Annotated in this window: 24 protein-coding genes and 1 tRNA gene; 21 read left to right on the top strand and 4 right to left on the bottom strand. The window is 51.0% G+C overall.

Annotated elements, in window-relative coordinates; all coding sequences use genetic code 11:
* Position 1: 1 nt before the first annotated feature.
* The 18 genes from rpsR (at position 2) to BOW06_RS07635 (ending at position 20,204) form a co-directional block, all read left to right on the top strand.
* Positions 2-229: a 30S ribosomal protein S18 gene (gene rpsR, locus BOW06_RS07720; RefSeq protein WP_043115652.1), complete on the top strand. Its 228-nt coding sequence runs from the start codon at positions 2-4 to the stop codon at positions 227-229.
* A 33-nt stretch (positions 230-262) separates the two neighbouring features.
* Entirely contained in the window at positions 263-1,168 is a 906-nt protein-coding gene (locus BOW06_RS07715) for a hypothetical protein (protein ID WP_143555756.1), read from the top strand.
* 21 nt (positions 1,169-1,189) lie between these two features.
* Positions 1,190-1,639, top strand: coding sequence for a 50S ribosomal protein L9 (gene rplI / locus BOW06_RS07710; protein WP_043115656.1), 450 nt, complete (start codon positions 1,190-1,192; stop codon positions 1,637-1,639).
* Positions 1,640-1,776: 137 nt separating this feature from the next.
* On the top strand, positions 1,777-2,955 hold the full coding sequence (lapB, locus tag BOW06_RS07705) for a lipopolysaccharide assembly protein LapB (RefSeq protein WP_043115657.1): 1,179 nt from the start codon (positions 1,777-1,779) through the stop codon (positions 2,953-2,955).
* Entirely contained in the window at positions 2,952-3,644 is a 693-nt protein-coding gene (gene pyrF, locus BOW06_RS07700; RefSeq protein ID WP_043115659.1) for an orotidine-5'-phosphate decarboxylase, read from the top strand. Before lapB ends, pyrF begins: the two co-directional genes overlap by 4 nt.
* A 135-nt stretch (positions 3,645-3,779) precedes the next feature.
* Positions 3,780-5,669, top strand: coding sequence for a molecular chaperone HtpG (gene htpG / locus BOW06_RS07695; RefSeq protein ID WP_043115661.1), 1,890 nt, complete (start codon positions 3,780-3,782; stop codon positions 5,667-5,669).
* 137 nt (positions 5,670-5,806) lie between these two features.
* Positions 5,807-5,883 (top strand) — tRNA-Met (locus tag BOW06_RS07690).
* A gap of 254 nt (positions 5,884-6,137) precedes the next feature.
* Positions 6,138-8,042 (top strand): hybrid sensor histidine kinase/response regulator, encoded by a 1,905-nt coding sequence (locus tag BOW06_RS07685; RefSeq protein ID WP_078453272.1) that lies wholly within the window; start codon positions 6,138-6,140, stop codon positions 8,040-8,042.
* Positions 8,043-8,287: 245 nt separating this feature from the next.
* Positions 8,288-8,767 (top strand): ribosome maturation factor RimP, encoded by a 480-nt coding sequence (rimP, locus tag BOW06_RS07680; protein ID WP_043116615.1) that lies wholly within the window; start codon positions 8,288-8,290, stop codon positions 8,765-8,767.
* 24 nt (positions 8,768-8,791) lie between these two features.
* The gene (gene nusA / locus BOW06_RS07675; RefSeq protein ID WP_043115663.1) at positions 8,792-10,303 is read left to right on the top strand and encodes a transcription termination factor NusA; all 1,512 of its coding nucleotides are present in this window, start codon (positions 8,792-8,794) and stop codon (positions 10,301-10,303) included.
* Positions 10,304-10,314: 11 nt separating this feature from the next.
* A complete protein-coding gene (gene infB / locus BOW06_RS07670) occupies positions 10,315-12,939 on the top strand; it encodes a translation initiation factor IF-2 (protein WP_043115664.1) in 2,625 nt (874 codons plus the stop codon).
* 11 nt (positions 12,940-12,950) lie between these two features.
* Positions 12,951-13,334, top strand: coding sequence for a 30S ribosome-binding factor RbfA (gene rbfA, locus BOW06_RS07665; RefSeq protein WP_043115666.1), 384 nt, complete (start codon positions 12,951-12,953; stop codon positions 13,332-13,334).
* A 7-nt stretch (positions 13,335-13,341) separates the two neighbouring features.
* Positions 13,342-14,259, top strand: coding sequence for a tRNA pseudouridine(55) synthase TruB (gene truB, locus BOW06_RS07660; protein WP_043115667.1), 918 nt, complete (start codon positions 13,342-13,344; stop codon positions 14,257-14,259).
* Between the two features lie 134 nt (positions 14,260-14,393).
* A complete protein-coding gene (gene rpsO, locus BOW06_RS07655; protein ID WP_043115668.1) occupies positions 14,394-14,663 on the top strand; it encodes a 30S ribosomal protein S15 in 270 nt (89 codons plus the stop codon).
* 47 nt (positions 14,664-14,710) lie between these two features.
* Positions 14,711-16,804 (top strand): polyribonucleotide nucleotidyltransferase, encoded by a 2,094-nt coding sequence (gene pnp / locus BOW06_RS07650; RefSeq protein WP_370602418.1) that lies wholly within the window; start codon positions 14,711-14,713, stop codon positions 16,802-16,804.
* A gap of 90 nt (positions 16,805-16,894) precedes the next feature.
* On the top strand, positions 16,895-18,499 hold the full coding sequence (gene gshA / locus BOW06_RS07645) for a glutamate--cysteine ligase (RefSeq protein WP_043115672.1): 1,605 nt from the start codon (positions 16,895-16,897) through the stop codon (positions 18,497-18,499).
* Positions 18,500-18,592: 93 nt separating this feature from the next.
* The gene (locus BOW06_RS07640; RefSeq protein ID WP_043115673.1) at positions 18,593-19,135 is read left to right on the top strand and encodes a CDP-alcohol phosphatidyltransferase family protein; all 543 of its coding nucleotides are present in this window, start codon (positions 18,593-18,595) and stop codon (positions 19,133-19,135) included.
* The gene (locus BOW06_RS07635) at positions 19,125-20,204 is read left to right on the top strand and encodes an AI-2E family transporter (RefSeq protein ID WP_043115675.1); all 1,080 of its coding nucleotides are present in this window, start codon (positions 19,125-19,127) and stop codon (positions 20,202-20,204) included. The genes BOW06_RS07640 and BOW06_RS07635 overlap by 11 nt, the downstream gene beginning before the upstream one ends.
* A 9-nt stretch (positions 20,205-20,213) precedes the next feature.
* Here BOW06_RS07635 and hda read toward each other — a convergent pair whose 3' ends face one another.
* From hda to arsC, 4 genes are read right to left on the bottom strand one after another with little or no spacing between them, the layout of a single operon-like run.
* Positions 20,214-20,909 carry a DnaA regulatory inactivator Hda gene (hda, locus tag BOW06_RS07630; RefSeq protein WP_043115676.1) on the bottom strand — a complete coding sequence of 232 codons (696 nt, stop codon included), beginning with the start codon at positions 20,907-20,909 and terminating at the stop codon, positions 20,214-20,216.
* Position 20,910: 1 nt separating this feature from the next.
* Complete coding sequence (locus BOW06_RS07625; RefSeq protein WP_043115677.1) at positions 20,911-21,249, bottom strand: DUF2069 domain-containing protein; 339 nt, start codon at positions 21,247-21,249, stop codon at positions 20,911-20,913.
* A complete protein-coding gene (wrbA, locus tag BOW06_RS07620) occupies positions 21,246-21,839 on the bottom strand; it encodes an NAD(P)H:quinone oxidoreductase (protein ID WP_043115679.1) in 594 nt (197 codons plus the stop codon). Before wrbA ends, BOW06_RS07625 begins: the two co-directional genes overlap by 4 nt.
* Positions 21,839-22,186 (bottom strand): arsenate reductase (glutaredoxin), encoded by a 348-nt coding sequence (gene arsC / locus BOW06_RS07615; RefSeq protein WP_043115681.1) that lies wholly within the window; start codon positions 22,184-22,186, stop codon positions 21,839-21,841. The genes wrbA and arsC overlap by 1 nt, the downstream gene beginning before the upstream one ends.
* A 388-nt stretch (positions 22,187-22,574) precedes the next feature.
* On the opposite strand from arsC, the gene BOW06_RS07610 reads away from it, so the two are divergent.
* The 3 genes from BOW06_RS07610 (at position 22,575) to BOW06_RS07600 (ending at position 24,615) form a co-directional block, all read left to right on the top strand.
* Entirely contained in the window at positions 22,575-23,051 is a 477-nt protein-coding gene (locus BOW06_RS07610; RefSeq protein WP_143556072.1) for a TlpA family protein disulfide reductase, read from the top strand.
* Between the two features lie 18 nt (positions 23,052-23,069).
* The gene (locus BOW06_RS07605; protein WP_052131979.1) at positions 23,070-23,621 is read left to right on the top strand and encodes a thioredoxin family protein; all 552 of its coding nucleotides are present in this window, start codon (positions 23,070-23,072) and stop codon (positions 23,619-23,621) included.
* 64 nt (positions 23,622-23,685) lie between these two features.
* The gene (locus BOW06_RS07600; protein ID WP_078453279.1) at positions 23,686-24,615 is read left to right on the top strand and encodes a TolC family protein; all 930 of its coding nucleotides are present in this window, start codon (positions 23,686-23,688) and stop codon (positions 24,613-24,615) included.

Genomic DNA, 24,615 nt, shown 5'->3' with positions numbered 1-24,615 from the left:
GATGTCACGTTTTTTTCGTCGTAGAAAATTCTGCCGTTTCACCGCTGAAGGTACCAAGGAGATCGATTACAAAGATCTCGATACCCTGAAGCAATACATTGGTGAGAATGGCAAAATCGTACCAAGCCGTATTACAGGCACCAAGGCAAAGTACCAGCGTCAGCTGGCAACAGCCGTCAAGCGCGCTCGTTTCATTGCGCTGCTGCCTTATACGGATCAGCACAAATAATTAGTAAACAGTTGAATTAACCGGTTTCCTGTCATGCAGTGGTTAGCCAGACAAGTCATGCTGGACAGGTACAGGGCGGTAATGGTGATTGCCACGACCGCCATACTGGCAGTGTTATTACCGCCGGTCGGTGTATTGAGTGCAGCAGCTGTTGCACTCGTGGTAATGGCTAACGGCGTCAGGGAGTCCCTGTTTGTTGTTGCCATCGCACTGCTTGCAGTGTGGGGCCTGGGAGAGTTCATCCTGCAGGCGGGAGTAGTTGTCGGAATTTCGGCACTGGTTCTGTGGCTGCCAATGATCCTTCTCGGTGGACTGCAACGCTGGTCACAGTACCTGCCGTGGTCTGTAGAGGCAGCATTGTTGGTCGCCCTGGTTGCACTGGGCTTGCAGTATGTCGTTTTTGACGACCCGGTCGCTTACTGGAGCGAGTTGCTCTTGCCGGTGATTGAAGAGATTGCAAAAGGCGGTGCCTTTGAGGCAAGTGGTGGTACGGCAGAGAGTGTCGTTGCCGATATTGCACAAGTACTGCCGACAATGCTGACAGTAGGTTTTTTTCTGCAGCTGGTGATTGCACTCTTTATTGGTCGCTGGTGGCAGTCACTGCTCTACAATCCGGGCGGTTTCCGAGAGGAATTTTATTCCCTCAGGTTAAGCCGGATACTGGCACTGGCAGTCATACCACTGATGTTGGTGGGCATTATTTCATCAGAAGCTATGATGCTTGATGGTGTAGTGATGCTGGTAATGGCCGCGTTTGCGATACAGGGGCTTGCAGTAGCACATGCAAGCCTGAATGGTATGAACGCAGGTGGCTGGTTGATAGCTGTTTACGTGTTGTTGCTTTTTGCAGGACCCTGGATGCTGATGCTACTGGGTTTTGCTGGATATGCGGATGTCTGGATGGATTTCAGGCAACGTTTTTTGAATAAACAAGATTGACCGATTCGGGGGTTCCTGAAGATGGAAGTAATACTGCTTGAGAAAGTAAATAACCTGGGTGATCTGGGTGAGAAAGTTAACGTTAAATCTGGCTATGGCCGCAATTTCCTGATTCCATCAGGACGTGCACTGCCTGCAACAGATGCGAATGTTGAAGAGTTTGAAAAGCGCCGTGCCGAACTTGAAAAGTCGGCTGCCGAGAAGCTGACTGCTGCTGAAGCACGCAAGGCAGAACTCGACGGTGCAACTGTCACCATCACACAGAAGGCCGGTGAAGAAGGCAAACTGTTCGGCTCAGTCGGAACCACCGACATTGCTGAAGCACTGACTGCAGCCGGCAAGCCTGTCGATAAGGCTGAAGTTCGTCTGCCTGAGGGTGTTTTCCGTGTCACTGGTGGTTACGAGGTAACGATTCACCTGCACACCGATGTTGATGCGATCGTCAACGTTCTGGTTGAAGGCGAAGAGTAATCTGGTTTAACTGATCAGAATGTGAAGCCCCCGCACCCTTGCGGGGGTTTTTACGTTATAAGGTTGACGCACTGACTGGATATTCCTGCTAAAATCACAGCAGTTTTTTCCAGGATTCCTGCCGTTGACCGAGACTCATGCCTGAATTTCTCATACTGCTGTTGCCTATCGCTGCCGCCTCTGGCTGGTGGGCTGCGAAGCGTTCTGTTCGTAAAGAGCGAGAGAAACTGCGCAATGCTGAAATTGATCCGGCCTATTTCCGCGGTCTTAACTATCTCGTTAACGAACAGCCTGACAAGGCAATTGATGTCTTCGTGCGCATGCTCGAGGTCAACAGTGAAACGGTTGAGATGCACCTTGCACTCGGCAGCCTGTTCCGCCGGCGTGGCGAGACAGACCGCGCAATCCGTATACACCAGAACCTGATAGCACGTCCGACGCTCTCCTCAGAGCAACGCTCGCAAGCCCTGATGGAACTGGGCCTCGATTATATGAATGCAGGCCTGCTTGATCGTGCAGAGGCACTCTTTTCAGAACTGATCGACAACAATGCGCTTATCAACACATCCCTGGGCAACCTGAAGATCATCTACCAGCATGAAAAAGACTGGCAGAAGGCACTGGATGTTACCCGGCGTCTTGAGGAGATCGGTGAAGAGGACCAGTCCGGGGATCGTTCCCATTTTCTCTGCGAACTGGCTGATATCGCTCTGCAGGAAGGGCGTGACGAAGATGCAAAAAATTATCTGAAGGAAGCGGGTGAGACTGCACCGGAGGCTATGCGTCCGCTGTTGACCCAGGCCACGCTTTCCCTGCAGCAGCAGGATTACACGACTGCACTGCGTCTCTACCAGCGAGTTGCTGAGACACATCCGGCTTTCATCGGCGAATTTGTCAACCAGATGGCTGAATGTCACAGAGCAACTGGCCAGGAGCAGGCATGGCTCGAATGGCTCAAGGCACTATACCAGCGACGCAGAAGCCTCTACGTGATGCTGGCGATTGCAGACGAGATTGAACACAGTGAGGACGGTGACGAGGCTATTCGCTTTCTTAACGATGAACTCGCTGCCAATCCCTCGCTTCTCGGTGTACAGCGACTCATACGCATGCGCCTGACACAGCAGGGAAGTGGCAAGACGACATTTCTCGAAACCCTTGATGCATTGGTCCAGAGCATGACCGATACTCAGTCTGCCTACCAATGTCATCGCTGCGGCTTTACCACGCGTACCCTTCACTGGCAGTGCCCAGGGTGCCGCACGTGGGGCACAATGCTGCCTACCTCTGAAAACAACGGGAGATACTCTGAATGACGTCACCGATTATTGTCGCTGTCGACTATCCGCAACTTGAACCGGCGCAGGATTTGCTTGAACAGCTTGATCCGGCGCTTTGCCGTGTCAAGATCGGCAAGGAGATGTTTACCCGTTTTGGCCCATCTGCAGCAGAAATGTGCATGAAAAAGGGCTTCGAGGTGTTTCTCGATCTCAAGTTTCATGACATTCCGAACACCGTAGCCGGTGCTTGCCGTTCAGCTGCAGAGCTGGGCGTATGGATGATGAATGTGCACGCATCAGGCGGACGCCGCATGATGGAAGCTGCACGTGAATCTTTGGATAAGGCCAATTCGGACACACTGCTGATTGCCGTGACCATTCTGACGAGCTTGTCACAAGAGGAGATTCACGAAATCGGCTATTCGGGCACCCCTGAAGAGAATGTCAGTCGCCTCGCTGCGCTTGCGAAATCAAGCGGCATGCACGGCGTCGTCTGTTCACCCAAAGAGGCTGAACGCCTGCGCGCTGAAAACGGCAATGATTTTCTGCTTGTCACTCCCGGTGTACGCCCGGCCGGCAGTGATACCGGTGACCAGCGCCGTGTAATGACACCTGCAGACGCCATGCAGGCCGGTTCCAGCTACCTGGTAGTCGGCAGGCCGATAACAGGTGCTGAAGAGCCGAACGAGGCGCTCACATCGATTCTTGCATCAATTGAAGATTAGCCCAAATCCTTCTTGAAATGTCTGGTCTAGGCTTGAATTTTTAATCACTGATCTCCACATTTCTTCAAATTCCGGTGGCATTGTCGTGTCACCGGTACTATTTTTCCAATTTCTTGAATACTGGAGCATGTTTACATGTCTGCTGAAGCTCACAAAGAGACGCTTGAATTCAAAACAGAAGTGTCTGAAGTCCTCAACCTTGTCATCCGTTCACTCTATTCGAACAAGGAGATTTTCCTGCGTGAACTCGTCTCGAACGCATCTGACGCAGCCGAAAAGCTGCGCTTTGAAGCGCTCGGTGATGATGAGTTATATGAATCTGATCCTGATCTGAGGATTCGTGTCTCACTCGATAAAGATGCACGCACTGTCACGGTCACCGACAACGGTATCGGCATGAGCCGCCAGGAAGTGATGGAGACGATTGGAACCATTGCCAGTTCGGGCACGAAAAAATTCGTTGAAGCAATAACCGGTGATGAGTCTGAGGACAATCGCCTGATCGGACAGTTTGGTGTCGGTTTCTATTCGTCCTACATTGTTGCTGACAAGGTCACTATCGAGACCCGTCGCGCTGGCCTGACCAGCGAGCACGGTGTGCGCTGGGAGTCGACCGGTGAAGCCGAGTATTCAATTGAGAACATTGAACGTCCGGAACGTGGCACTTCAATCACGCTTCATCTGCGTGAAGAGGAAGACGAGTTTCTTGACAGCTGGCGCCTGCGCAGCATCATCAGCAAGTTCTCTGACCATGTCGCTCTGCCGATTCAGATGCTTTCCGAGCCAACTGAAGAGGATGCAGAGCCGGAGTGGGAGCAGGTTAACAAAGGTACAGCCCTGTGGATGCGTCCAAAGAACGAAATCACTGAAGAGGAGTACAACACCTTCTACCAGCATGTCTCGCATGACTTCAGCGAGCCGCTGGCACACGTACATAACCGTGTAGAGGGGAACAACGAATACAGCTCGCTGCTCTACGTGCCATCACAGGCGCCTTATGATCTCTACGATCCGAATCAGAAACATGGCGTCAAACTCTATGTGAAACGTGTTTTCATCATGGATGAGGCCGACAAGCTGATGCCGCGCTTCCTGCGTTTCGTCAAGGGTGTGGTCGATTCTGATGATCTGCCACTCAATGTCTCCCGTGAAATTCTCCAGCACAACCGCAAGATCGACTCGATTCGCGGAGCTAACGTCAAGCGCATCCTCGGTCTGCTCGAGAAGATGGCAAAAAATGATGCCGAAAAGTACCAGAAGTTCTGGGAAGTGTTCGGTACCGTCCTCAAGGAAGGTCCTGCTGAAGATTCGGCCAATGCCCAGCGCATTGCCGGCCTGTTGCGATTTGCGACCACCGCTTCAGACTCCAGTGAGCAGACAACCTCATTTGCTGACTACATCGAACGCATGCAGGAAGGTCAGGATAAGATCTATTACCTGACAGCCGAAACCTGGCAGGCATCCAAAAACAGTCCGCACCTGGAGATTTTCCGTAAGAAGGGCATCGAGGTCTTGCTGCTGACTGATCGTGTTGATGAGTGGCTGGTTTCAAACCTGGCTGATTTTGATGGCAAAGCACTGACCTCGGTCGCGCGTGGAGACATCGATCTCGAAGGTGACAAAGAATCAGACGATAGTGAAGAGAAAAAGGACGAGAAGGAGAATGCAGTAGTTCTCGAGCGTCTGAAAGAGATGCTCGGTGACAAGGTCAAGGAAGTTCGAGCCAGTTCACGACTGGTTGATTCACCCGCCTGCCTGGTCGCTGATGAGAATGATATGAGCCAGAACCTGGCGCGTATCCTCAAGCAGATGGGCCAGGATGCACCTGAGTCACCACCGATTCTTGAAGTCAATCTTGATCACTTGCTGGTCAAGCGCGTGGCGGATGAAGAGGATGAGACTGCATTTGAAGACCTTGCATCCATCCTGTTTGACCAGGCGCTGTTGGCAGAGGGTGGACGTCTTGAAGACCCGGGTTCGTTCGTCAAGCGACTCAACCAGTTGTTACTGTCGCTCGGTTCCTGAATGAGGTTACAGATCCCCGGTATTATTTACCGGGGATTTTATTATGCATATCAGTTAACTATGAGATATCCATCAAATTCCTTATGATTGGCGCTTGTCACTAACCGACTCATCCGGTATATTACGCACCTCGTTGATGCGGGGTGGAGCAGTCTGGCAGCTCGTCGGGCTCATAACCCGAAGGTCGTAGGTTCAAATCCTGCCCCCGCTACCAATTTCAGAAGCAAGTTACTCTGCTCATAACTTGTTAAAATTTAAAAGGCCTGATCGGTTCTCGATCAGGCCTTTTTTATTGCCTGTGAATGATGCCGAGCTGACTGTTGTCCAGAAGCTCGATTATTCAGGGCGCCCAATTCTAATCAGCTTGTCGCGGCAATGGAATCTCTGCAACAATGTCTGAACTCTTTACTTGGATAATGGCGTGACTTCAAAATAGAGTCACCACGACTAATGGCCTGGAAATCTTAAATGCCCGGTAATACATCTGCCATGCAAAATAAACAAGACGAAACCAACTTAAATTGGGTCTCTCCTGAAGTACGTTTGCAGAGTGATCGTGACCTCGCTAACAGATCGATAACGGGTATCTTCATATACCTGTTTGGATGGCTCCTTGTTGTCATTTCCACTGATATCGTGCCTTACAGTCCCACCCTGGTTTACGGCGCAGGAATTTTCCTGCTGGTTATCGGTTTAGGTCGGCTGATTCTGGCCATAGGTTTCGATGCAATCTACAGCAAGAATGTAGAGGTCTGGCAGCTACTCTTCGGAATCGGCATGTTCGTCTCTGCCACTATCTATGGGCTATTCTCAGCCTGGAGTGCCTACAGGCTCGGGATGACAATAGAATTACTGATTATCGTGATTTCAATTGTCATGCTTGTTTCAGATGGCTCCATTAGCCTGTCACCCGGAAAGCGCCTGTTCGTGCTCTTCTCTGGTTTGCTGATTCTACCCATGGTGGGTGTTTTAATCAGTTTCAGACAGACAGACAGTTACATGATCGCTTTTATGTTGATCCTGTTTCAAATCATCCTCTCTCTTTATGCAATGAGTGTTTACAACAGTTATTGGAGAGAACTGTTCCACAAGGAATTACTCGATCTCAAACTGATAGAGCTTGAAGCATCAAAGACAGAAACAGACAGGGCCAATGCAAGCCTGGAGGCAGCGATCAAGGAAGCAGCGATTGCCAATTCTGCCAAGAGTCAGTTTCTTGTAAATATAAGCCATGAAATTCGCACGCCAATGAATGCCATTATCGGCATGTCACACCTGGCATTACAGACAAATCTCGATGACATACAGTCAAATTACATCAACAAGATTCATCTGTCGGCGGAGAACTTACTTGGCGTTCTCAACGACATTCTCGATTTTTCCAAGATTGAGTCAGGCAACCTGGAAATGGAACATATCGACTTCCGCCTGGAAGACCTGATCGATAATGTGAGCAATATTCTTCGCCTCAAAAGTGAAGAGAAGGAGGTTCAGTTTGATGTCACGATTGAACAGAATATACCTACGGCACTGGTCGGCGATTCGTTGCGCCTCGGACAGGTCCTGCTGAACCTGTGTAATAACGCGGTCAATTTCACTGGCAGTGGAGGTTCAGTCACACTGGGTGCTGAACTGGTTGATAGAGAAAGTGGCCTGGTTACGCTGCATTTTTCGGTGAAGGACACTGGAATTGGCTTAAATCCGGAGCAACAGAAAACTCTTTTTCAACCGTTTAAAAAGGCGGATACATCAAGCAATCGCGAGTATGGTGGAACTGGCCTTGGACTATCTATCTGCAAGCAACTGATTGAACTGATGGAGGGCGATATCTGGATAGAGAGCGAGTTGGATAAGGGCAGTACCTTCCATTTCACGGTGAGACTGAAGGAGCAACAGGGTGAGCCCTCACTGCGCCGTTCGGAACAGGGTATTGATAATTCCGGTCAGAATACTGCTATTGAACGACTCAAGGGAGCCAAGCTGCTGCTTGTAGAAGACAACCTGTTTAACATGGAAATTGTAAGAGAAGTGCTGGTCAGCAATGGCCTCGTTGTGGAGGAAGCAACCAACGGCAAAGAAGCTGTTGAACTCATAAGTTCGTCTGGGGAAGATTTTGATGGCGTACTGATGGACTGCCAGATGCCTGTCATGGATGGTTACATGGCCACACGAAAAATTCGTGAAATGGACAAATACCTTGACCTGCCGATCCTTGCGTTGACTGCGAATGTGATGCAGGAGGATCGAAAAAAAGCGTTAGATGCAGGAATGAACGACCTGATTGGCAAGCCCTTTAATATCAACGAGTTATTTTCTACCATGGCGAAATGGATAACGCCGGCCAATAGACCCGGCAAGACTCGGCCAGAGTGAGTCGATAATTCCGCAGAAACAGTTGATTTTCTTCAGTTGAAGGGTGTATAGTTGCGCCCCAATGGTGTTGGTACGGGATGTATTGCCAATTGGGCGCAGGTTAACAGCCTGCCTCGTTACCAAATAAGAACAATAAACCCCGTTATCGGGGTTTTTTGTTATGCAGCGCCACACCGATCATGGATTGGTTGATGGCGAGGAATATGGGCCACTGGGCCCATTTTTTATTTGTCCGGGATCTTGATTTGAAACAGGCACCGCAAAACCTGGTTGATCTGGCACGCACCACTGCCGAAGCAATGGGCTACGAACTGGTGGGTGTGCAATTGATCAGCCGTGGAAACTACGGCAAGACGCTCAGGGTTTACATTGACCATGAGAATGGCATCACTGTGGATGATTGTGCGTCGTTAAGCCATCAGTTCAGCGGCGTGCTGGATGTTGAAGATCCGGTCAAGGGCAACTATGAGCTTGAAGTGTCGTCTCCGGGTCTTGATCGGCCACTGTTTGAGATGGCCCATTTCGAACGATTTATCGGTCAGCCGGTAAATATTCGTATGGCAGACATGATTGAGGGTCGCCGCAAGTTTGAAGGCGTCATTCAGAGTGCTGCAGAGAATGTAGTAACGATAGAAGTTGAAGATGGCAGCAAAATAGAACTGCCGTTTGATGAAATTGACATGGCACGGCTGGTTCCCGTGTTCGAAAAACAGGCGAAGAGATAACCACTGCTTCCAGGAAATGCACAGATGAGCAAAGAAATTTTACTTGTTGTTGATGCTGTCTCGAATGAGAAAGATGTCGAGCGTGATGTAATTTTTAGTGCGATCGAAACGGCATTGGCCACCGCCACGCGAAAAAAGCATGGTGGCGAGATAGATGCACGTGTCGATGTCGATCGTGAGGATGGCAGTTACAGGACCTATCGTCGCTGGGAAGTGGTCGATCCACAGGAAGACGGCAGCCTTGAATTCCCGATTCGTCAAATTACCCGCGATGCAGCCGAGGCGCTGGCAGAGCAGGGCGAGGAAGTAACGGATTTCATCGAGGAAGAGATCGAATCAGTCGAGTTCGGTCGAATTGCTGCACAGATTGCCAAGCAGGTCATCAAGCAGGTACTGCGTGACGCAGAACGCAACAAGGTCATGGAAGCGTACAAGGATCGTGTCGGTGAGCTTGTTTCCGGCGTGGTCAAACGCCTCAGCAAGGGTGCCGTGATCATGGACCTGGGCGGCAATGCAGAAGCTGAAATTCCGAAGAACGAACTGGTTCCTCGTGAATCTGTACGTATCGGTGATCGCCTGCGTGGTTTTCTCTACGAGATTGACCCCGAGAATCGCGGCCCACAGCTGATGGTAACGCGCACACGTCCAGAGTTCCTGATTGAACTCTTCCGGCTTGAAGTGCCTGAAATCGGCGAAGGCCTGATTGAGCTGCTTGGAGCAGCACGCGATCCTGGTTCACGTGCAAAAATCGCGGTACATACACGTGATGCACGTATCGACCCGGTCGGTGCCTGCGTCGGCATGCGTGGTTCCCGCGTACAGGCGGTATCTAATGAGCTGTCAGGAGAACGTGTCGATATTATTTTATGGAACGAGAATGCAGCACAGTTCGTCATCAACGCGATGGCGCCTGCTGACGTTGTTTCAATTGTTGTAGACGAAGATGCACACAGCATGGATGTTGCCGTCAAGGAAGATAACCTGTCACAGGCAATCGGCCGTGGCGGGCAGAATGTCCGTCTTGCCAGCCAGCTGACAGGCTGGGAGCTCAATGTTATGGGCGAGGAAGACGCTGCACGCAAGAGCGATGAAGAGGCGTCCAAGTATGTTGAACGTTTCATGTCGGAACTCGATGTGGACGAAGAGGTTGCCACCATCCTTGTACAGGAAGGTTTCACCTCGCTCGACGAGATCGCCTACGTGCCTCTTGAAGAGATGCTCCAGATCGAAGAGTTTGACGAGGACATCGTCAATGAGCTGCGCGATCGTGCAAACGACATGCTGTTGACGCGAGCTATTGCTAAAGAAGAGATACTCGAGCAGCCACCTGCTGAAGATCTTCTCGGCATGGAAGGTATGGACGAGCAGACTGCCAACAAGCTGGCTGCAAAAGGAATAATAACCATGGAAGACCTTGCGGAGCAGGGTGTCGATGATCTTCTCGAGATCGAGGGGATCGACCAGGAGCGTGCAGGAGAATTGATCATGACGGCTCGCGCACCATGGTTTGAAGAAGCAGAAGAGACTAACGAATAAGGGGTGTGGCAATGAGTGAAGTTACAGTAGCGCAGTTAGCTGCGGATGTCGGCATTCCGGTTGATCGTCTGCTCACCCAGCTTGGTGAAGCAGGGATCAAAAAATCCAGTGATGCAGATATCATCACCGAAGATGAAAAACGCGATCTGCTCACTTTCCTGCGCCAGGCGCACGGCAAGAAGAGCACTGCCACGCAGACTACTTCTGCACCGGCAGAACGCAAACTGACTCTCAAGCGAAAAACTGTCAGTGAATTGAAGCAGCCTGCTGCAACGCGCAGCGTGGCATCACGTGGCACACCGTCTTCCGGTAAAACTGTCAGTGTCGAGGTGCGCCGCAAGCGTGCCGTGATCAAGACTGCAGAAAGTGCCGAAGAGAAGAGTGCACTGCTCAAGGAAGCTGAAGAGGCACGCAAGGCGCTTGCCGAACAGGAAGCTGAGAGAAAGGCGCAGGCTGAACAGGAAGAGGCGCGTCGTGCTGCTGCTGATGAGCTGCGCAAGCAGGAAGAGGATAACCGTCGCAGCAAGGAAGAGAAGCTGCGTGCACGTGAAGAGGAAGAGCGTCAGCGCGAAGTGGCAGAGCGTTTCAAGAAAGAAGAGGAAGAGCGCGAGCGCCTCGAGGAAGAGAAACGCAAACTCGCCGAAGCTGAGTCTGCCAAGAAAGCTGTTGCCAAGGCCAAGGCCAACAAGGCTGCAGCCGAGGAAGCACGTAAAAAACGTACGTCTGACAAGGGCGGACGCAAGGAGCTGCATGTTGCTGCAAATGCACCACGCGGTAGACGCAAGAAAAAAGACCGTTCTCGTGCCGCACAGCGCGACCAGAACATTAATGTACCAGGCAGTGGTGAGCATGGATTCCAGATGCCGACCGAACCGGTTGTGCATGACGTGGAAGTGCCAGATACCATCTCCCTTGGCGATCTTGCCCAGCGTATGTCAGTCAAGGCACCTGAGGTCATCAAGACCCTGATGAATATGGGCATGATGGTTACCATCAACGAAGTTCTCGACCAGGATACTGCTGCACTTGTCGTCGAGGAGATGGGGCACAATGTCGTCTTCAAGAAAGCTGACGACGAAGAACAGGATATTCTGACTGCAGTCGATATCGAGATTGAAGGTGAGACTCAGCCACGTGCACCGGTTGTTACCATCATGGGTCATGTTGACCACGGTAAGACATCGCTGCTCGATTACATCCGTACCTCACGTGTAGCAGCAGGCGAGGCGGGTGGTATTACCCAGCATATCGGTGCTTACAGTGTCGATACAGACCATGGGAAAATCACATTCCTCGATACCCCGGGACACGCCGCTTTCTCTGCAATGCGTGCTCGTGGTGCCAAGGTGACTGATATTGTCATCATCGTCGTGGCAGCAGATGACGGTGTGATGCCGCAGACAAAAGAGGCAATCCAGCACGCACGTGCGGGTGATGTACCGATTATCATTGCCATCAACAAGATGGACAAGCCGGAAGCGAACCCGGACCGCGTTATGCAGGAACTGGTTGCCGAAGAGGTGGTTCCGGAAGATTGGGGTGGTGATACCCAGTTCATCAAGGTCTCCGCACACTCTGGTGAAGGCGTTAACGAACTGCTTGAGTCCATCCTGCTGCAATCCGAGGTTCTGGAACTGAAAGCTGTTGCTGAAGGTCCGGCTCGCGGTGCAATTATCGAATCCAGTCTCGACAAGGGACGTGGTGCCGTAGCAACTGTTCTTGTTCAGAACGGTACCCTGCGTAAAGGCGATCCGATCGTCTGTGGAACCGAGTTTGGACGTGTACGTGCCATGTTCGACGAGAGTGGTGCAGAGGTAGACAGCGCCGGTCCATCAGTGCCTGTTGCTGTACTCGGCCTCTCAGGTGCACCGAATGCGGGTGACGATGCTGTTGCCATGCCTGACGAGCGCCGTGCACGTGAACTGGCTGAAGTCCGTCACCAGAAGGTGCGTGACTCACGCCTTGCAGAACAGAAGGCGGCCAAGCTCAACGAGCTCTTCTCTCAGATGGGTGATGGCGAAGTGCTACAGGTCAACCTTGTGGTTAAGGCTGACGTTCAGGGTAGTGTTGAGGCACTCAAGGATTCACTCGAGAATATCTCCACTGACGAAATCAGGGTCAAGGTCGTTGCATCCGGTGTCGGTGGTATCAACGAATCCGATGCCAACCTTGCCGCTGCATCCAGCGCCATCGTCGTCGGCTTCAATGTTCGTGCGGACTCAACTGCTCGACGTATTCTTGAAGAACGCGGTCTTGAACTGCGTTACTACAGCATCATCTATGAAGTCATCGATGATGTGAAAAAAGCTGCCAGCGGTATGCTCTCTCCGGAAATCCGCGAGTCCATCATCGGTCTTGCCGAGGTTCGCGATGTATTCCGTTCATCACGCCTTGGCGCGATTGCAGGCTGCATGGTCGTTGACGGAGTCGTCAAGCGTAACAACCCGATTCGTGTTCTGCGTGATAACGTGGTTGTTTTCGAAGGCGAACTCGAATCACTGCGCCGCTTCAAGGACGACGTTCAGGAAGTCAAGTCCGGCACCGAATGTGGTATCGGAGTGAAGAGCTACAACGACGTAAAGGCTGGTGACCAGATCGAGTGTTTTGAACGCACCGAAGTTGCAAGGGAGCTCTAAGAGAGACCTGCATGAGCGATTTCAAACGTTCTGACCGCATCGGTCCGGCAATTCAGCGTTTACTCTCTGAATTTCTGCCACGACTCAAGATGCCGCCTCCCGGCCTGGTAACATTCCAGGAGGTGCGCGTTGCCAGCGACCTGTCGCATGCAAAGGTGTACTACACAGTACTCGGCGCAGAAGTAGAAGATGCGCAGGAGAACCTCAAGCACAATGCCGGTAGCCTGCGTCACATGCTCTCAAAAGAGATGAAGCTGCGAACCGTTCCCGAACTCCATTTTGTTCATGATGCGACCCTCGAGGAGGGTAATCGTCTGCAAGGGCTGATCGAAAAGGCCGTTGAATCAGACCGTCATGCTGATGAGCAATCCCCGGAAGAGACAGAAGACAGGTAACAAAACTATGGCAAAACGCCGTCGTAAAGGGCGTCCGGTCAGCGGAATCCTGCTGCTGGACAAGCCTGTGGGCATCACATCGAATGCTGCCCTGCAAAAGGTCAAGTGGATCTACAAGGCAGCCAAGGCCGGCCATACGGGAAGTCTTGATCCGTTGGCTGAAGGCTTGTTGCCGATCTGCCTCGGTGAGGCGACCAAGATATCTGCCTATCTACTCGATGCAGACAAGCGCTATACCACCACCGTTAAACTCGGCGAAAAGACCACCACTGCGGATGCAGAGGGTGAAGTCATAGAAAGTCGTCCGGTTGAAAATATCAGCGCACAGCGAGTGACTGAAGTGCTGCAGAATTTTCTCGGTGAGCAGGAACAGATTCCACCCATGTACTCGGCAGTCAAGCACGAGGGAAAACGCCTGTATGATCTTGCGCGTGAAGGCAAGGAAGTTGAGCGTAAATCCCGCAAAATCACCATTTATTCCCTTGAACTGACCAGTATCAACGCTGATGAACTGGTACTCGATGTACACTGCTCGAAAGGCACCTATATTCGTACACTGGCAGAGGATATCGGTGAGATGCTTGGCTGCGGCGGACATGTATCCGCTCTGCGCCGAACAAGTGTTGGCCCGTTCGATGAAAGCAATTGCATGACACTTGCTTCACTTGAGGAACAGGCAGACGCTCCATTTGCAGAACTTGATGCGCTGCTCCTTCCGATAGACAATGGACTTAACCACTGGCCCGAAGTTCGACTGGATGCCAACAGCAGCCACTACCTGAAGCAGGGTCAACCGGTTCTGGTGCCCAAGGCGCCGACAGAAGGGTGGGTCAGGGTATACGACGCATCCGATAATTTCATCGGTGTGGGCGAGGTGGATGACGATGGTCTGATCGCTCCACGCCGCCTGATGATTGCCTCTTGAAGGGGCGTTTAGCCTGATCGAATCAGGTGATACAGATTTGTGCGTATTCATGTTATGATGCGCCCGATTTTCGTGCGGTATCTGGACTCATTGCCGGAACCGCTATTTTCAACATTTCCTAACTGGAGAAGACAATGACAATGAGCGCAGAAGCCAAACAGGCTGTAATCGATCAATACAAGCGTGCTGACAACGACACAGGTTCGCCCGAGGTGCAGGTTGCACTTCTGACCTCACGCATCGTTGAGCTCACCGAGCACTTCAAAACACACAAGAAAGACAACCACTCGCGCCGTGGCCTGGTACGCCTGGTCAACTCGCGCCGTAAACTTCTGGATTACCTGAAGAACAAGGACATCGACCGTTACCGTGAGCTGATCACCAGCCTCGGCCTGCGTCGATAAACAACGTCGTTTATTTCTAATCCAAAGCCATCGAGGATGATCAAGTGATACCCACTCCTATTAGCAAAAGTTTTCAATATGGTGACCACACAGTAACACTGGAAACGGCAGAAATTGCCCGCCAGGCAAATGCAGCTGTCATGGTTAACATGGGTGACACCGTTGTCCTCGTGACAGTGGTTGCAGACACTGGATCAAGCGTTGAGCGTGATTTTTTCCCGCTCACGGTTGATTACCAGGAAAAAACCTATGCCGCCGGCAAGATTCCCGGCGGTTTTTTTCGTCGTGAAGGGCGCCCAAGTGAGAAAGAGATTCTCACCTGTCGCCTGATCGACCGTCCGATTCGTCCGCTGTTCCCTAAAGGATTTGTCTGTGAAACCCAGGTTATCGCTACCGTCGTTTCCCTGAATCCTGAAATTGATCCGGAAATCCCGACTCTTATCGGCACTTCTGCAGCGCTTGCTGTTTCCGGTCTGCCTTTTCAGGGCCCGGTTGGTGCAGCACGTGTTGGTTATAAGGATGGTGAGTACATCCTAAACCAGTCAAAAATCGGTATCAGTGACGAGTCTGATCTCGATCTGATTGTTGCTGGTACCTCAGAAGCTGTTCTGATGGTTGAATCAGAAGCTAATGAGCTCTCGGAAGAGATCATGCTCGGCGCTGTTCTTTTTGGCCATGAGCAGATGCAGACTGTCATCAGCGAAATCAATACATTTGCTGCCGAAGTCAATACACCTGCGATTGACTGGACTGCACCTGAAACAGACGACGAACTGATTTCGACAGTAGACAAGGCCTGTGCAGAAGCTGTCGGCGAAGCCTACACCTTGGCAGACAAGATGGAGCGCTACGGTCGCCTGAGCGCAATCAAGGCTGACCTGATGGACCTGCTGTCCAGCGGTGACGAGCCAAAGTGGAGCAGCAATCAGATCGAAGGTGCCCTCGACAAGGTCAAGAAAAAGACTGTTCGCAGCCGCATCATCGCTGGTGAGCCACGTATCGACGGTCGTGACACCAAGACTGTTCGTCCTATCACCATTCGCACCGGCGTTCTGCCGCGTACCCATGGTTCAGCTCTCTTTACTCGTGGTGAAACCCAGGCACTGGTCATTACCACCCTCGGTACAGAGCGTGATTCACAAATTATTGATGCACTCGACGGTAGCTATAAAGAACCCTTTATGCTGCACTACAACTTCCCTCCGTTCTGCGTAGGCGAAACTGGTCGTGTTGGTAGCCCCAAGCGTCGTGAAATCGGCCACGGCCGTCTCGCCAAGCGTGGTGTTCTGGCAAGCATGCCGAACATGGAAGAATTTCCGTACTCTATTCGTGTTGTTTCCGAGATCACTGAATCCAACGGTTCATCATCAATGGCTTCCGTATGTGGTACCAGCCTGTCACTGATGGATGCCGGTGTTCCGGTCAAGTCACCAGTTGCCGGTGTTGCAATGGGCCTTATCAAGGAAGACAACGCATTTGCAGTTCTCACCGATATCCTCGGTGACGAAGATCACCTCGGCGACATGGACTTCAAAGTTGCTGGTACTGCTACCGGTATCAACGCCCTGCAGATGGACATCAAGATCAACGGTATTACCCGTGAGATCATGGAAGTTGCTCTCGACCAGGCAAAAGCCGGCCGTCTGCACATCCTCGAGGAGATGAACAAGGCGATCGATGCACCTCGCAGCGAAATGTCTGAGCACGCTCCACGTATTACCACTTTCAAGATCAATCCGGACAAGATCCGCGATGTTATCGGTAAAGGTGGTGCAACTATCCGTATGCTGACTGAAGAGACAGGCACCTCGATCGACTTGACCGATGACGGTCTCGTCAAGATTGCATCTGCCGATAAGGAAGCGTCTGACAACGCACGCAAGCGTATCGAACAGATCACGGCTGATGTCGAAGTTGGTACCATCTATGAAGGCAAGGTCGCACGCCTGATGGACTTCGGTGCATTCATTACTATCCTGCCTGGCAAGGACGGTCTCGTTCACATCTCGCAGATCTCAAATGAACGTGTTGAGAAGGTGAGTGATAAACTTGCTGAAGGTGACACTGTCAAGGTCAAGGTTCTTGAACTTGATAAACAGGGTCGTATCCGTCTCAGTATGAAGGCTGTTGACGAAGAGTAATCGAAACAATTACTCAAATTGATTGAAGGGGCGGAAACGCCCCTTTATCACGTTTGGAATAACCATGATTTCTCCATAAGGGTTTTATTCATGACAGAGTCACTTCTTCGACAGGATCTACTCATTGCCCTCGGCAAAGTGGGCGTGTCGGAAATTCTGAACAAGAGCCTGACAGGCATCGAGAAAGAGAGCCTGCGCGTGTCGCCGGATGGTTCACTTTCACAAAGCGAGCACCCGCAGTCACTCGGCTCCGCACTGAAACACCTGTGGATCACCACTGACTACTCGGAGGCGATGCTTGAGCTGATCACGCCACCGATGGAAGGAATTCCCCAAACACTCGATTTCCTGCGCGACCTGCATCTCTATGTCTATGCAAAGCTGAGAGAACAGGATGAATTTCTGTGGGCGACATCGATGCCATGTGTGCTTGCCGGTGAGACCAATATTCCGATCGCCGAGTACGGCACATCGAATCCCGGTCGCATGAAAAATCTCTACCGCGTCGGACTCGGTCATCGCTACGGTAAAGTGATGCAGGTTATCTCCGGTGTGCATTTTAATTTCTCCTTTGAGGAGTCACTGTGGCCGCTTTATGCAGATGCAATCGGCGAGTCTTTCAGTGGACAGGCCTTTATCGACAAGCACATGATGGGCATGGTGCGGAATATCCAGCGATTTGGCTGGCTGATCCCATACCTTTTTGGTGCTTCTCCCGCGGTATGCCGCTCATTCTTTGGTGAACACCAACCCTCCAATCTGGAGAGTTTCGACGAGGGAACTTACTACCTGCCTTACGCGACTTCGCTGCGCATGAGTGATATCGGCTATCAGAACCAGAAAGAGGAGCTTGTCGGAATCAAGGCGAATTATGACTCGCTCGAGAGCTATATCGATTCACTGGCACATGCCATTGCCACTCCTGCCGAACCCTGGAAGGAGCTCGGCCTGCGCGATGAAAATGGAGAGTATCTGCAGCTCAATACCAACATTCTTCAGATCGAGAATGAGTACTACAGTACCGTCAGACCCAAACAGCTGCTGCAGAATATGGAGATGCCGACAGTAGCACTAAAGCAGCGCGGTATTCGCTACGTCGAATTGCGTTCTCTGGATGTCAACGCATTTGAACCGCTCGGCATCAATGAGTCGCAATTACGCTTCCTGCAAACATTTTTTCTCTTTTGCCTGTTGCACGAGAGTCCTGTTATCAGCCCGAGTGAGCGCCAGGAAATTGACGAGAACCTGTTGATCACATCGCGCAACGGCAGGGATCCTGAGTGTAAGTTGCAACAGAATGGGAAGGAGATACCGTTACGTGAGTGGGGCATGGAACTGCTCGATGCCATGCGTCCGGTTGCCGCTCTTGCTGACAGTGAGGATGAAGGGTTATTTACGGCCGCACTTGAAAAGCAGGTGGACAGGATGCTGGACGCTGATTTGACGCCTTCTGCACGCATGCTTGCCGAGATGCGTGAGTACAGTGAGAGCTTCTACGCATTTGCACACGCAAAATCACATGAGTACTACCTCAGCTATGAGGAACAGAAACTGGATGAGGCTCGTGCAGCTGAATTTGAGCAGGAGACAGCAGACTCACTACGCAGGCAACTGGAGCTCGAAACGGTAAAACAGGAAGATTTCGACCAGTTTCTGGAAGCCTATTTTTCCACTGGCCTGGTTTCAAACACATAGCCGATACTTGTTACTTGCCACCGAATCGGTACAATTCCCTTAACGGTCAACACATGAGTGACCGAATTCCCATTACAAGGAGAGGGATCGCGATTGCACCAGATTCCCAATATCATCACTATTCTGCGCATTTTTCTGGTTGTACCGATTGTATTGGCGCTTCTTGACCAGCGATATGAGCTGGGACTGATTCTTTTTGCCGTGGCCGGTATTTCTGATGGTGTAGATGGCTTTCTTGCCAAGCACTACCACTGGGAGAGCTGGTTTGGCAGCATGCTGGACCCGATCGCGGACAAGCTGCTGCTGGTCGCCACCTATATCACTCTAAGCTATCTTGGACTGCTCCCGCTGTGGGTGGTTGCTCTTGTCCTGCTGCGTGACTTTATCATCGTCGCAGGTGCAACCTACTATTATCACCGTATCAAGCATTTCACCGGTGAACCGACTCTCGTGAGCAAGATCAATACTTTCACACAGATTTTGCTCGCCCTGCTGATTGTCCTGGCACAGGTCACAAACTGGGTCCCAGCATCGTCGATAACTATTCTGATCGGAATTGTCGCTGGAACAACCATCGCCAGTGGTGCAGATTATGTTGTCGAATGGGTGCGCAGGGCACAACAACATGGCAAGTGAAACACGCCTGTTCTGGCTGATTATCGCATTACTTGGAGGTGGCCTGATTTACCTGCTGTCGCCGGTGCTCGCGCCATTTATCGCAGCGGCATTCTTTGCCTATATCGGTGACCCGCTGGTCAACAAGCTGGAAGTGAAGAAATCGATTTCCCGCAACCTGGCGGTCACAATTGTATTCACTATCACTTTTCTCATCCTGGTACTACTGACAGCTGTCCTGCTGCCACTGATCGAAAGTCAGATCAGTACGCTAATTTCAAATATGCCCGAATATATCAAGTGGCTGGGCACAACTCTGATCCCAATTCTGAAAGAGTACCTTGGCTTTGAGATGGAGATCATCGACCTGGCTGAGATCCAGAGCATGTTGAGCAAGCACTGGAAAGATGCCGGAGGCATACTGTCATCACTGTTTGGACAGGTCTCCCGTTCAGGATTTGCCCTTGTTGGCCTGCTGATCAATCTTCTCCTGATTCCGGTACTGACTTTTTACCTATTACGTGACTGGGACAGCATCATCGAAAGCATTGATGGCCTGCTGCCTCTGAAACAGCAGCCGATAATCCGCAAACTGGCGAGACAATCTGATGAAATGCTCAGCGCTTTTCTGCGAGGTCAGTTGCTGGTAATGCTGGCGCTGGGCATAATCTATACCCTGGGTCTGTGGATGGTAGGGCTCGATTTTGCACTGCTGATTGGTGTCTTTGCCGGAGTCGTCAGTTTTGTTCCTTATCTAGGCCTGATCCTCGGCATGCTGTTTGCCGTTATCTCCGCGATACTCCAATTCAAGGGATTTGATGTGGTGCACTGGGTTGCGCTGGTCTTTATTGTCGCCCAATTATTGGAAGGTATGCTCCTGACACCTAAATTACTCGGTGACCGTATTGGTCTGCATCCTGTAGCGGTGATTTTTTCGGTGATGGCAGGCGGAACCCTGTATGGCTTTTACGGCATTCTGCTGGCATTGCCGGTCGCCTCTGTGCTACTGGTTCTGATTCGATACGGCTTACAACAATATCGTGAAAGTGCTTTCTATCACGGCGAAGTCGAACTCGAAGCCGAAGAGTGACGCCTGCTATTAAAGCGCCTGGTTGTGCTGCAACCATTCGCTTAGCAACGGAATCGTCAGCTTGCGCTGACGCGCCAGTGAGTAACGGTCCAGTTGTTCAATGCTCTCAACCAGGTAACCAGTATCACGAGCACAGCGCTTGATCAGGTAAGCGGCAGCATCGGTATGCAGTTGCATGCCACGCTCGGCTGCTAGTTGCATCAGCAATGCAGCTTTCTCTTCATCCTCAAGCGACTGTAACTGGTAGACAGCGCCCCACATCAGTCTCGATTTCAGATCTTCAAGCCCGAGATTAACACCACGTGGTGCAGAGGTGGCACTGACGACGAGATAACCATTTTTTTCGCGAATACGATTATATAAATGGAAGAGGCTCTCTTCCCAACTCTGCTCACCACAGATATTGTCTATATCGTCAATGCACACCAGTCGAAACTGTTCCAGTCCCTTGAGTATCTCGGGTGAGAGTGATTCGGATTCGGCCAGTGGCAGGTAAAAACTCTCCCCGGCATGTAATTCGCACAACGCCATTAGCAGGTGTGATTTACCTGTACCTGTCTCACCCCACAGATACAGAAAGCCAGGCGCTTCACCCTGCGTCAGACCCTGCATGGCGTCGACAGCGAGTCGATTGCGTTCATTAAAGTAGTTATCGAATGCCGGCTTGCGATTGAGTGCCAGCTTGAGAGGAAACTGGAGCTGCATTTTACTCTTGCCGGGTCATCCACTTGGCATGAAATGCAGCACTGAACATCAACGCCAGGGCTGCAAACACTTCGAGTGCAGCCAGTAGGCCAGGTGTGTCGAAGAGTTCTACGCTGCCATGTACCAGGTAGAGAAGTGCAACGAATACCGTAACCTGGTAGGTTTTCACACGTTCATTCAACATACCTCGAACAAGCAGAAGTAATGGTATTGTGCCGATCAGGAATGGAACCAGGCGCCTGTTTTCGTCTTCGATCTGCAATACCCACAAGACAACAGTTGCGGCGAGCAGGATTAGCGAAGCCAACACTGCAAAATAGCAGAGTTGTCTTTTATTCATTCTGTTTCCAGCCGACATGCGATTTTTGCAAGACGTTCGCCAAGTGCCCTGCACAGGGCGCTTTCGTCATCACTGAGTTCACTAATATTCTCGAATCCAGCGTGATGGCTGGCACCATAGGGTGTACCACCGCCCTTGGTATGCATCAGTTCGGTTTCTGTATAGGGAATTCCGATCAGCGCCATGCCGTGATGCAGTAATGGCAGCATCATTGTCAAGAGTGTTGTCTCCTGTCCGCCGTGCAGTGAAGTAGACGACGTAAACAGGGCAGCGGGTTTGTCACGCAGGGCACCGGCTGTCCACAACGCAGAGGTACCATCGAGGAAATATTTCAGTGGTGCAGCCATGTTGCCAAAGCGGGCAGGGCTGCCAAGAGCCAGTCCGGAGCAGTTTTCCAGGTCATCCATTGTTGCATAGGGTGCGCCACTGGAAGGAACAGCTTCATCTGTCGCTTCACATACGGTGGAAACTTTAGGCACTGTTCTCAGGCGTGCTTCCATTCCGCCTTTTTCGACGCCACGCGCTATCTGCTTGGCCATCGCCTCGGTTGATCCGCTGTTGCTGTAGAAAAGTACCAGGACGTAGGACATCAGATAATCTCCAGAACCGATTCCGGCGGACGACCAATCGCAGCTTTGCCATTGCTGATGACAATAGGGCGCTCAATCAGTTTCGGCGTCGCAATCATGGCATCGATGAGTTGTTCAGCGCTGAGAGACGGATCATCAAGTCCCTGTTCCTTGTATTCCTTCTCCTTGGTACGCATTAACTGGCGTGGCTCGAGACCCAGCATCGATAGTATTTTCTGCAACTGCTCCCGGTCAGGTGGAGTTTTCAGATACTCGGTAATTTCAGGCGCAACACCCTTGTCATTGAGTAATTCAAGTGTCTGGCGGGACTTGCTGCAGCGTGGATTATGAAATATCTCTACTGTCACGGCGTTCTCCTCTGGATGACAGTCCTAAACTTGGGTAGGCCCTATTCTAACGTGTCAGGAGCGGTGAGTCTCTGTCCATATCATGTGGGATTTAAGGAGTCTCTGATCTAGTCATGAATGTTGACCTTGCCGCCAGAATACGCCATTTCTTCGTTGCAAATCTTTGCATAAAGAACGCCTGGAGCGTTCTTCGCGCTAGCCCCGAAGGGGTGAGGCGCAGGGATGCGCTGAACAATAGCTCTCTGCTATTACATGCGATTTACGCCTCAAACTGACGCATTCTGATCAGCAATCTCTTTATCCAGACTTAATCAGAGGCTCCTTAGCTATATCACCACTTCTCTTAACAGATGTATGATATCGGCTCACGACAAGCGGAAAAGAGTCATTGAACAGAATTAACGCGTACTTCTCAACTCTTATGGTACTGGCGGCACTGTTACTGTCGCCAGTTGCAGCGGCTGAGCCGATAGAGTTTGAAATGGAAGATATTGATGGTAAGCAGCACAAACTCTCCAGCTACAGGGGCAAGTGGGTTTTGCTCAATTACTGGGCCACCTGGTGCGGGCCATGCAGGCAGGAGATGCCAGACCTGGACGAACTTCACGAAACAAACGAGGATGTCGTTGTACTCGGTATCAACCTGGAAGATGCCAGTAGTCGAAAATTGAAAATGTTTCGTGAACAGTACTCTATCTCTTTTCCCTTGCTGAAAAGCTCAGCTGATGCTGATGGAATCAATGGTCCCATTCAGAAACTGCCGACTTCTTACTTACTTAGCCCGGACGGCGAAATCGCCGGATACCAGGTTGGCACAATTACAAGAGAAGCGATAGAATCCTACATCGATAAACAGGCAAAATAACAAATAGCCAACGGAGCGATGCAAATGCGACTGATCAAAACATTTCTCTTTCTACTCGCCATCTCTCCTGCTGTTGTTTTTGCAGCAGATTACAAAGATTTCTTTGATGAGGGTTTCGGTGATTTTCAGGAGGAGCTGGAAAACGCGGTAGATGAAGGAAAAAAAGGCATCTTGCTGATGTTTGAGATGGATGAGTGTCCGTTCTGCCATCGTATGAAAAGAACAGTGCTCAACCAGCCCGAAGCACAGGACTTTTTCCATGAGCATTTCAAGATTTTCACAGTAGATGTCGAGGGAGACCTGGAGATTGTCGACTTCAACGGCGAAGATACAACTCAAAAAGAGATGTCCCTGAAACAGTTCAGGGTTCGTGCAACACCTGTTTTCCAATTTGTCGATCTTGAAGGTAAACCGGCAAAACGAGGACGTTACACAGGTGCAACATCAGGTATCGATGAGTTCATGCTGTTCGGCAAATTTCTTGTCGAAGGCGTCTATGAAGAGATGCGTTTCAGCAAATACAAGAAAGCTGTTGCCGCCGAGAAGAAGGCCGAAGCACCAAAGGGGTAGGGAATTGCACCGGATAACCAGCAGGATCTCCACAAGATATGGTCTCGTTAGCGGTGTGCTTCTCATGCTGTCATCTCTTTCCCCGTCGCCTCTATATGCTCAAGAGTTAACATTTGAACAGGCTCTGTCAGCTGTAGATGAATCCAGTGCCGCAGTTCGCTTCGGTATGCAGCAAGATGATGACTTCAGACAACGCAAGGTATCCGAGTGCCAGGAGAGAATGCTCAAGCCATTGATCTTTGATGCGCCCAACCTGAGCTGTTCAGTTGATCACCTGTTAACTCCACTGCAGCGACAGAAACTGCTTGTACTCAGGCGTTTTCTTGACGTTTTACTTGCTGATGGTCGTGCCGGTCTTGAAAACGAGGCATTGGCTATCGCCTTTATCGATTTTGATCGAACCCAGACACGCATGCAGCTTGGCCAAAGGTCAGAGCTGGATGTAAGCCAGTTTCAATCACTCTATCAACCTGTGAGGGTGCGATTTACTGAAGGTGAGAAGTCGCAGAGACTGAGCCGTGAACTACTTGCTCTTGCACAGGGAAAACCGGGTGAGCTTTCTGCAGATGTTGAGATACCCGATTTCAATGCCTGGCTGCAACTGCCTGAAACAGAAACCAAGGAAATGATTGCGCGTGCACTTCAATCAAATCCGGTGTTGCAGAAGGTCACGAACGAAACACCCTTACATGAAATGATGCGAGATCAACTGCGCTATTCAATCATCGAGATTATGCAGGCACTGGATGTGATGCAAATCGAAATGGAATCTGCACAGGCGCTTATCGATTACAGGGACCTCTACCTGGACAGAAGCCGCACTCTATATGAGCTGGAGGTTAAGGCAGACCTGGGTGATTCAATGGTCGAACAGACTGGTGCACGCCTGGCGTATCATGAAACCCTCTACCAACTCGTTATGCTACGCGCAACACTCAATGCCCTGCAGGGATATCCACTCGATAAAGGCCTTAAACAGGACAAAGAAGAATGA

Origin of the sequence: Solemya velum gill symbiont, from assembly GCF_002020255.1 — a bacterium.
Taxonomy (GTDB): Bacteria; Pseudomonadota; Gammaproteobacteria; order Chromatiales; family Chromatiaceae.
The sequence above is the reverse complement of the archived record's forward strand: the minus strand, read 5'-3'. Positions and strand labels throughout refer to the sequence as shown.

Excerpts from the sequence above, each read along its gene's own strand:
- rpsR (WP_043115652.1), top strand. The coding sequence starts at position 2 with ATGTCACGTTTTTTTCGTCGTAGAAAATTCTGCCGTTTCACCGCTGAA.
- BOW06_RS07715 (WP_143555756.1), top strand. The coding sequence starts at position 263 with ATGCAGTGGTTAGCCAGACAAGTCATGCTGGACAGGTACAGGGCGGTA.
- rplI (WP_043115656.1), top strand. The coding sequence starts at position 1,190 with ATGGAAGTAATACTGCTTGAGAAAGTAAATAACCTGGGTGATCTGGGT.
- lapB (WP_043115657.1), top strand. The coding sequence starts at position 1,777 with ATGCCTGAATTTCTCATACTGCTGTTGCCTATCGCTGCCGCCTCTGGC.
- pyrF (WP_043115659.1), top strand. The coding sequence starts at position 2,952 with ATGACGTCACCGATTATTGTCGCTGTCGACTATCCGCAACTTGAACCG.
- htpG (WP_043115661.1), top strand. The coding sequence starts at position 3,780 with ATGTCTGCTGAAGCTCACAAAGAGACGCTTGAATTCAAAACAGAAGTG.
- BOW06_RS07685 (WP_078453272.1), top strand. The coding sequence starts at position 6,138 with ATGCCCGGTAATACATCTGCCATGCAAAATAAACAAGACGAAACCAAC.
- nusA (WP_043115663.1), top strand. The coding sequence starts at position 8,792 with ATGAGCAAAGAAATTTTACTTGTTGTTGATGCTGTCTCGAATGAGAAA.
- infB (WP_043115664.1), top strand. The coding sequence starts at position 10,315 with ATGAGTGAAGTTACAGTAGCGCAGTTAGCTGCGGATGTCGGCATTCCG.
- rbfA (WP_043115666.1), top strand. The coding sequence starts at position 12,951 with ATGAGCGATTTCAAACGTTCTGACCGCATCGGTCCGGCAATTCAGCGT.
- truB (WP_043115667.1), top strand. The coding sequence starts at position 13,342 with ATGGCAAAACGCCGTCGTAAAGGGCGTCCGGTCAGCGGAATCCTGCTG.
- rpsO (WP_043115668.1), top strand. The coding sequence starts at position 14,394 with ATGACAATGAGCGCAGAAGCCAAACAGGCTGTAATCGATCAATACAAG.
- gshA (WP_043115672.1), top strand. The coding sequence starts at position 16,895 with ATGACAGAGTCACTTCTTCGACAGGATCTACTCATTGCCCTCGGCAAA.
- BOW06_RS07635 (WP_043115675.1), top strand. The coding sequence starts at position 19,125 with ATGGCAAGTGAAACACGCCTGTTCTGGCTGATTATCGCATTACTTGGA.
- hda (WP_043115676.1), bottom strand. The coding sequence starts at position 20,909 with ATGCAGCTCCAGTTTCCTCTCAAGCTGGCACTCAATCGCAAGCCGGCA.
- BOW06_RS07625 (WP_043115677.1), bottom strand. The coding sequence starts at position 21,249 with ATGAATAAAAGACAACTCTGCTATTTTGCAGTGTTGGCTTCGCTAATC.
- wrbA (WP_043115679.1), bottom strand. The coding sequence starts at position 21,839 with ATGTCCTACGTCCTGGTACTTTTCTACAGCAACAGCGGATCAACCGAG.
- BOW06_RS07605 (WP_052131979.1), top strand. The coding sequence starts at position 23,070 with ATGCAAATGCGACTGATCAAAACATTTCTCTTTCTACTCGCCATCTCT.
- BOW06_RS07600 (WP_078453279.1), top strand. The coding sequence starts at position 23,686 with ATGCTGTCATCTCTTTCCCCGTCGCCTCTATATGCTCAAGAGTTAACA.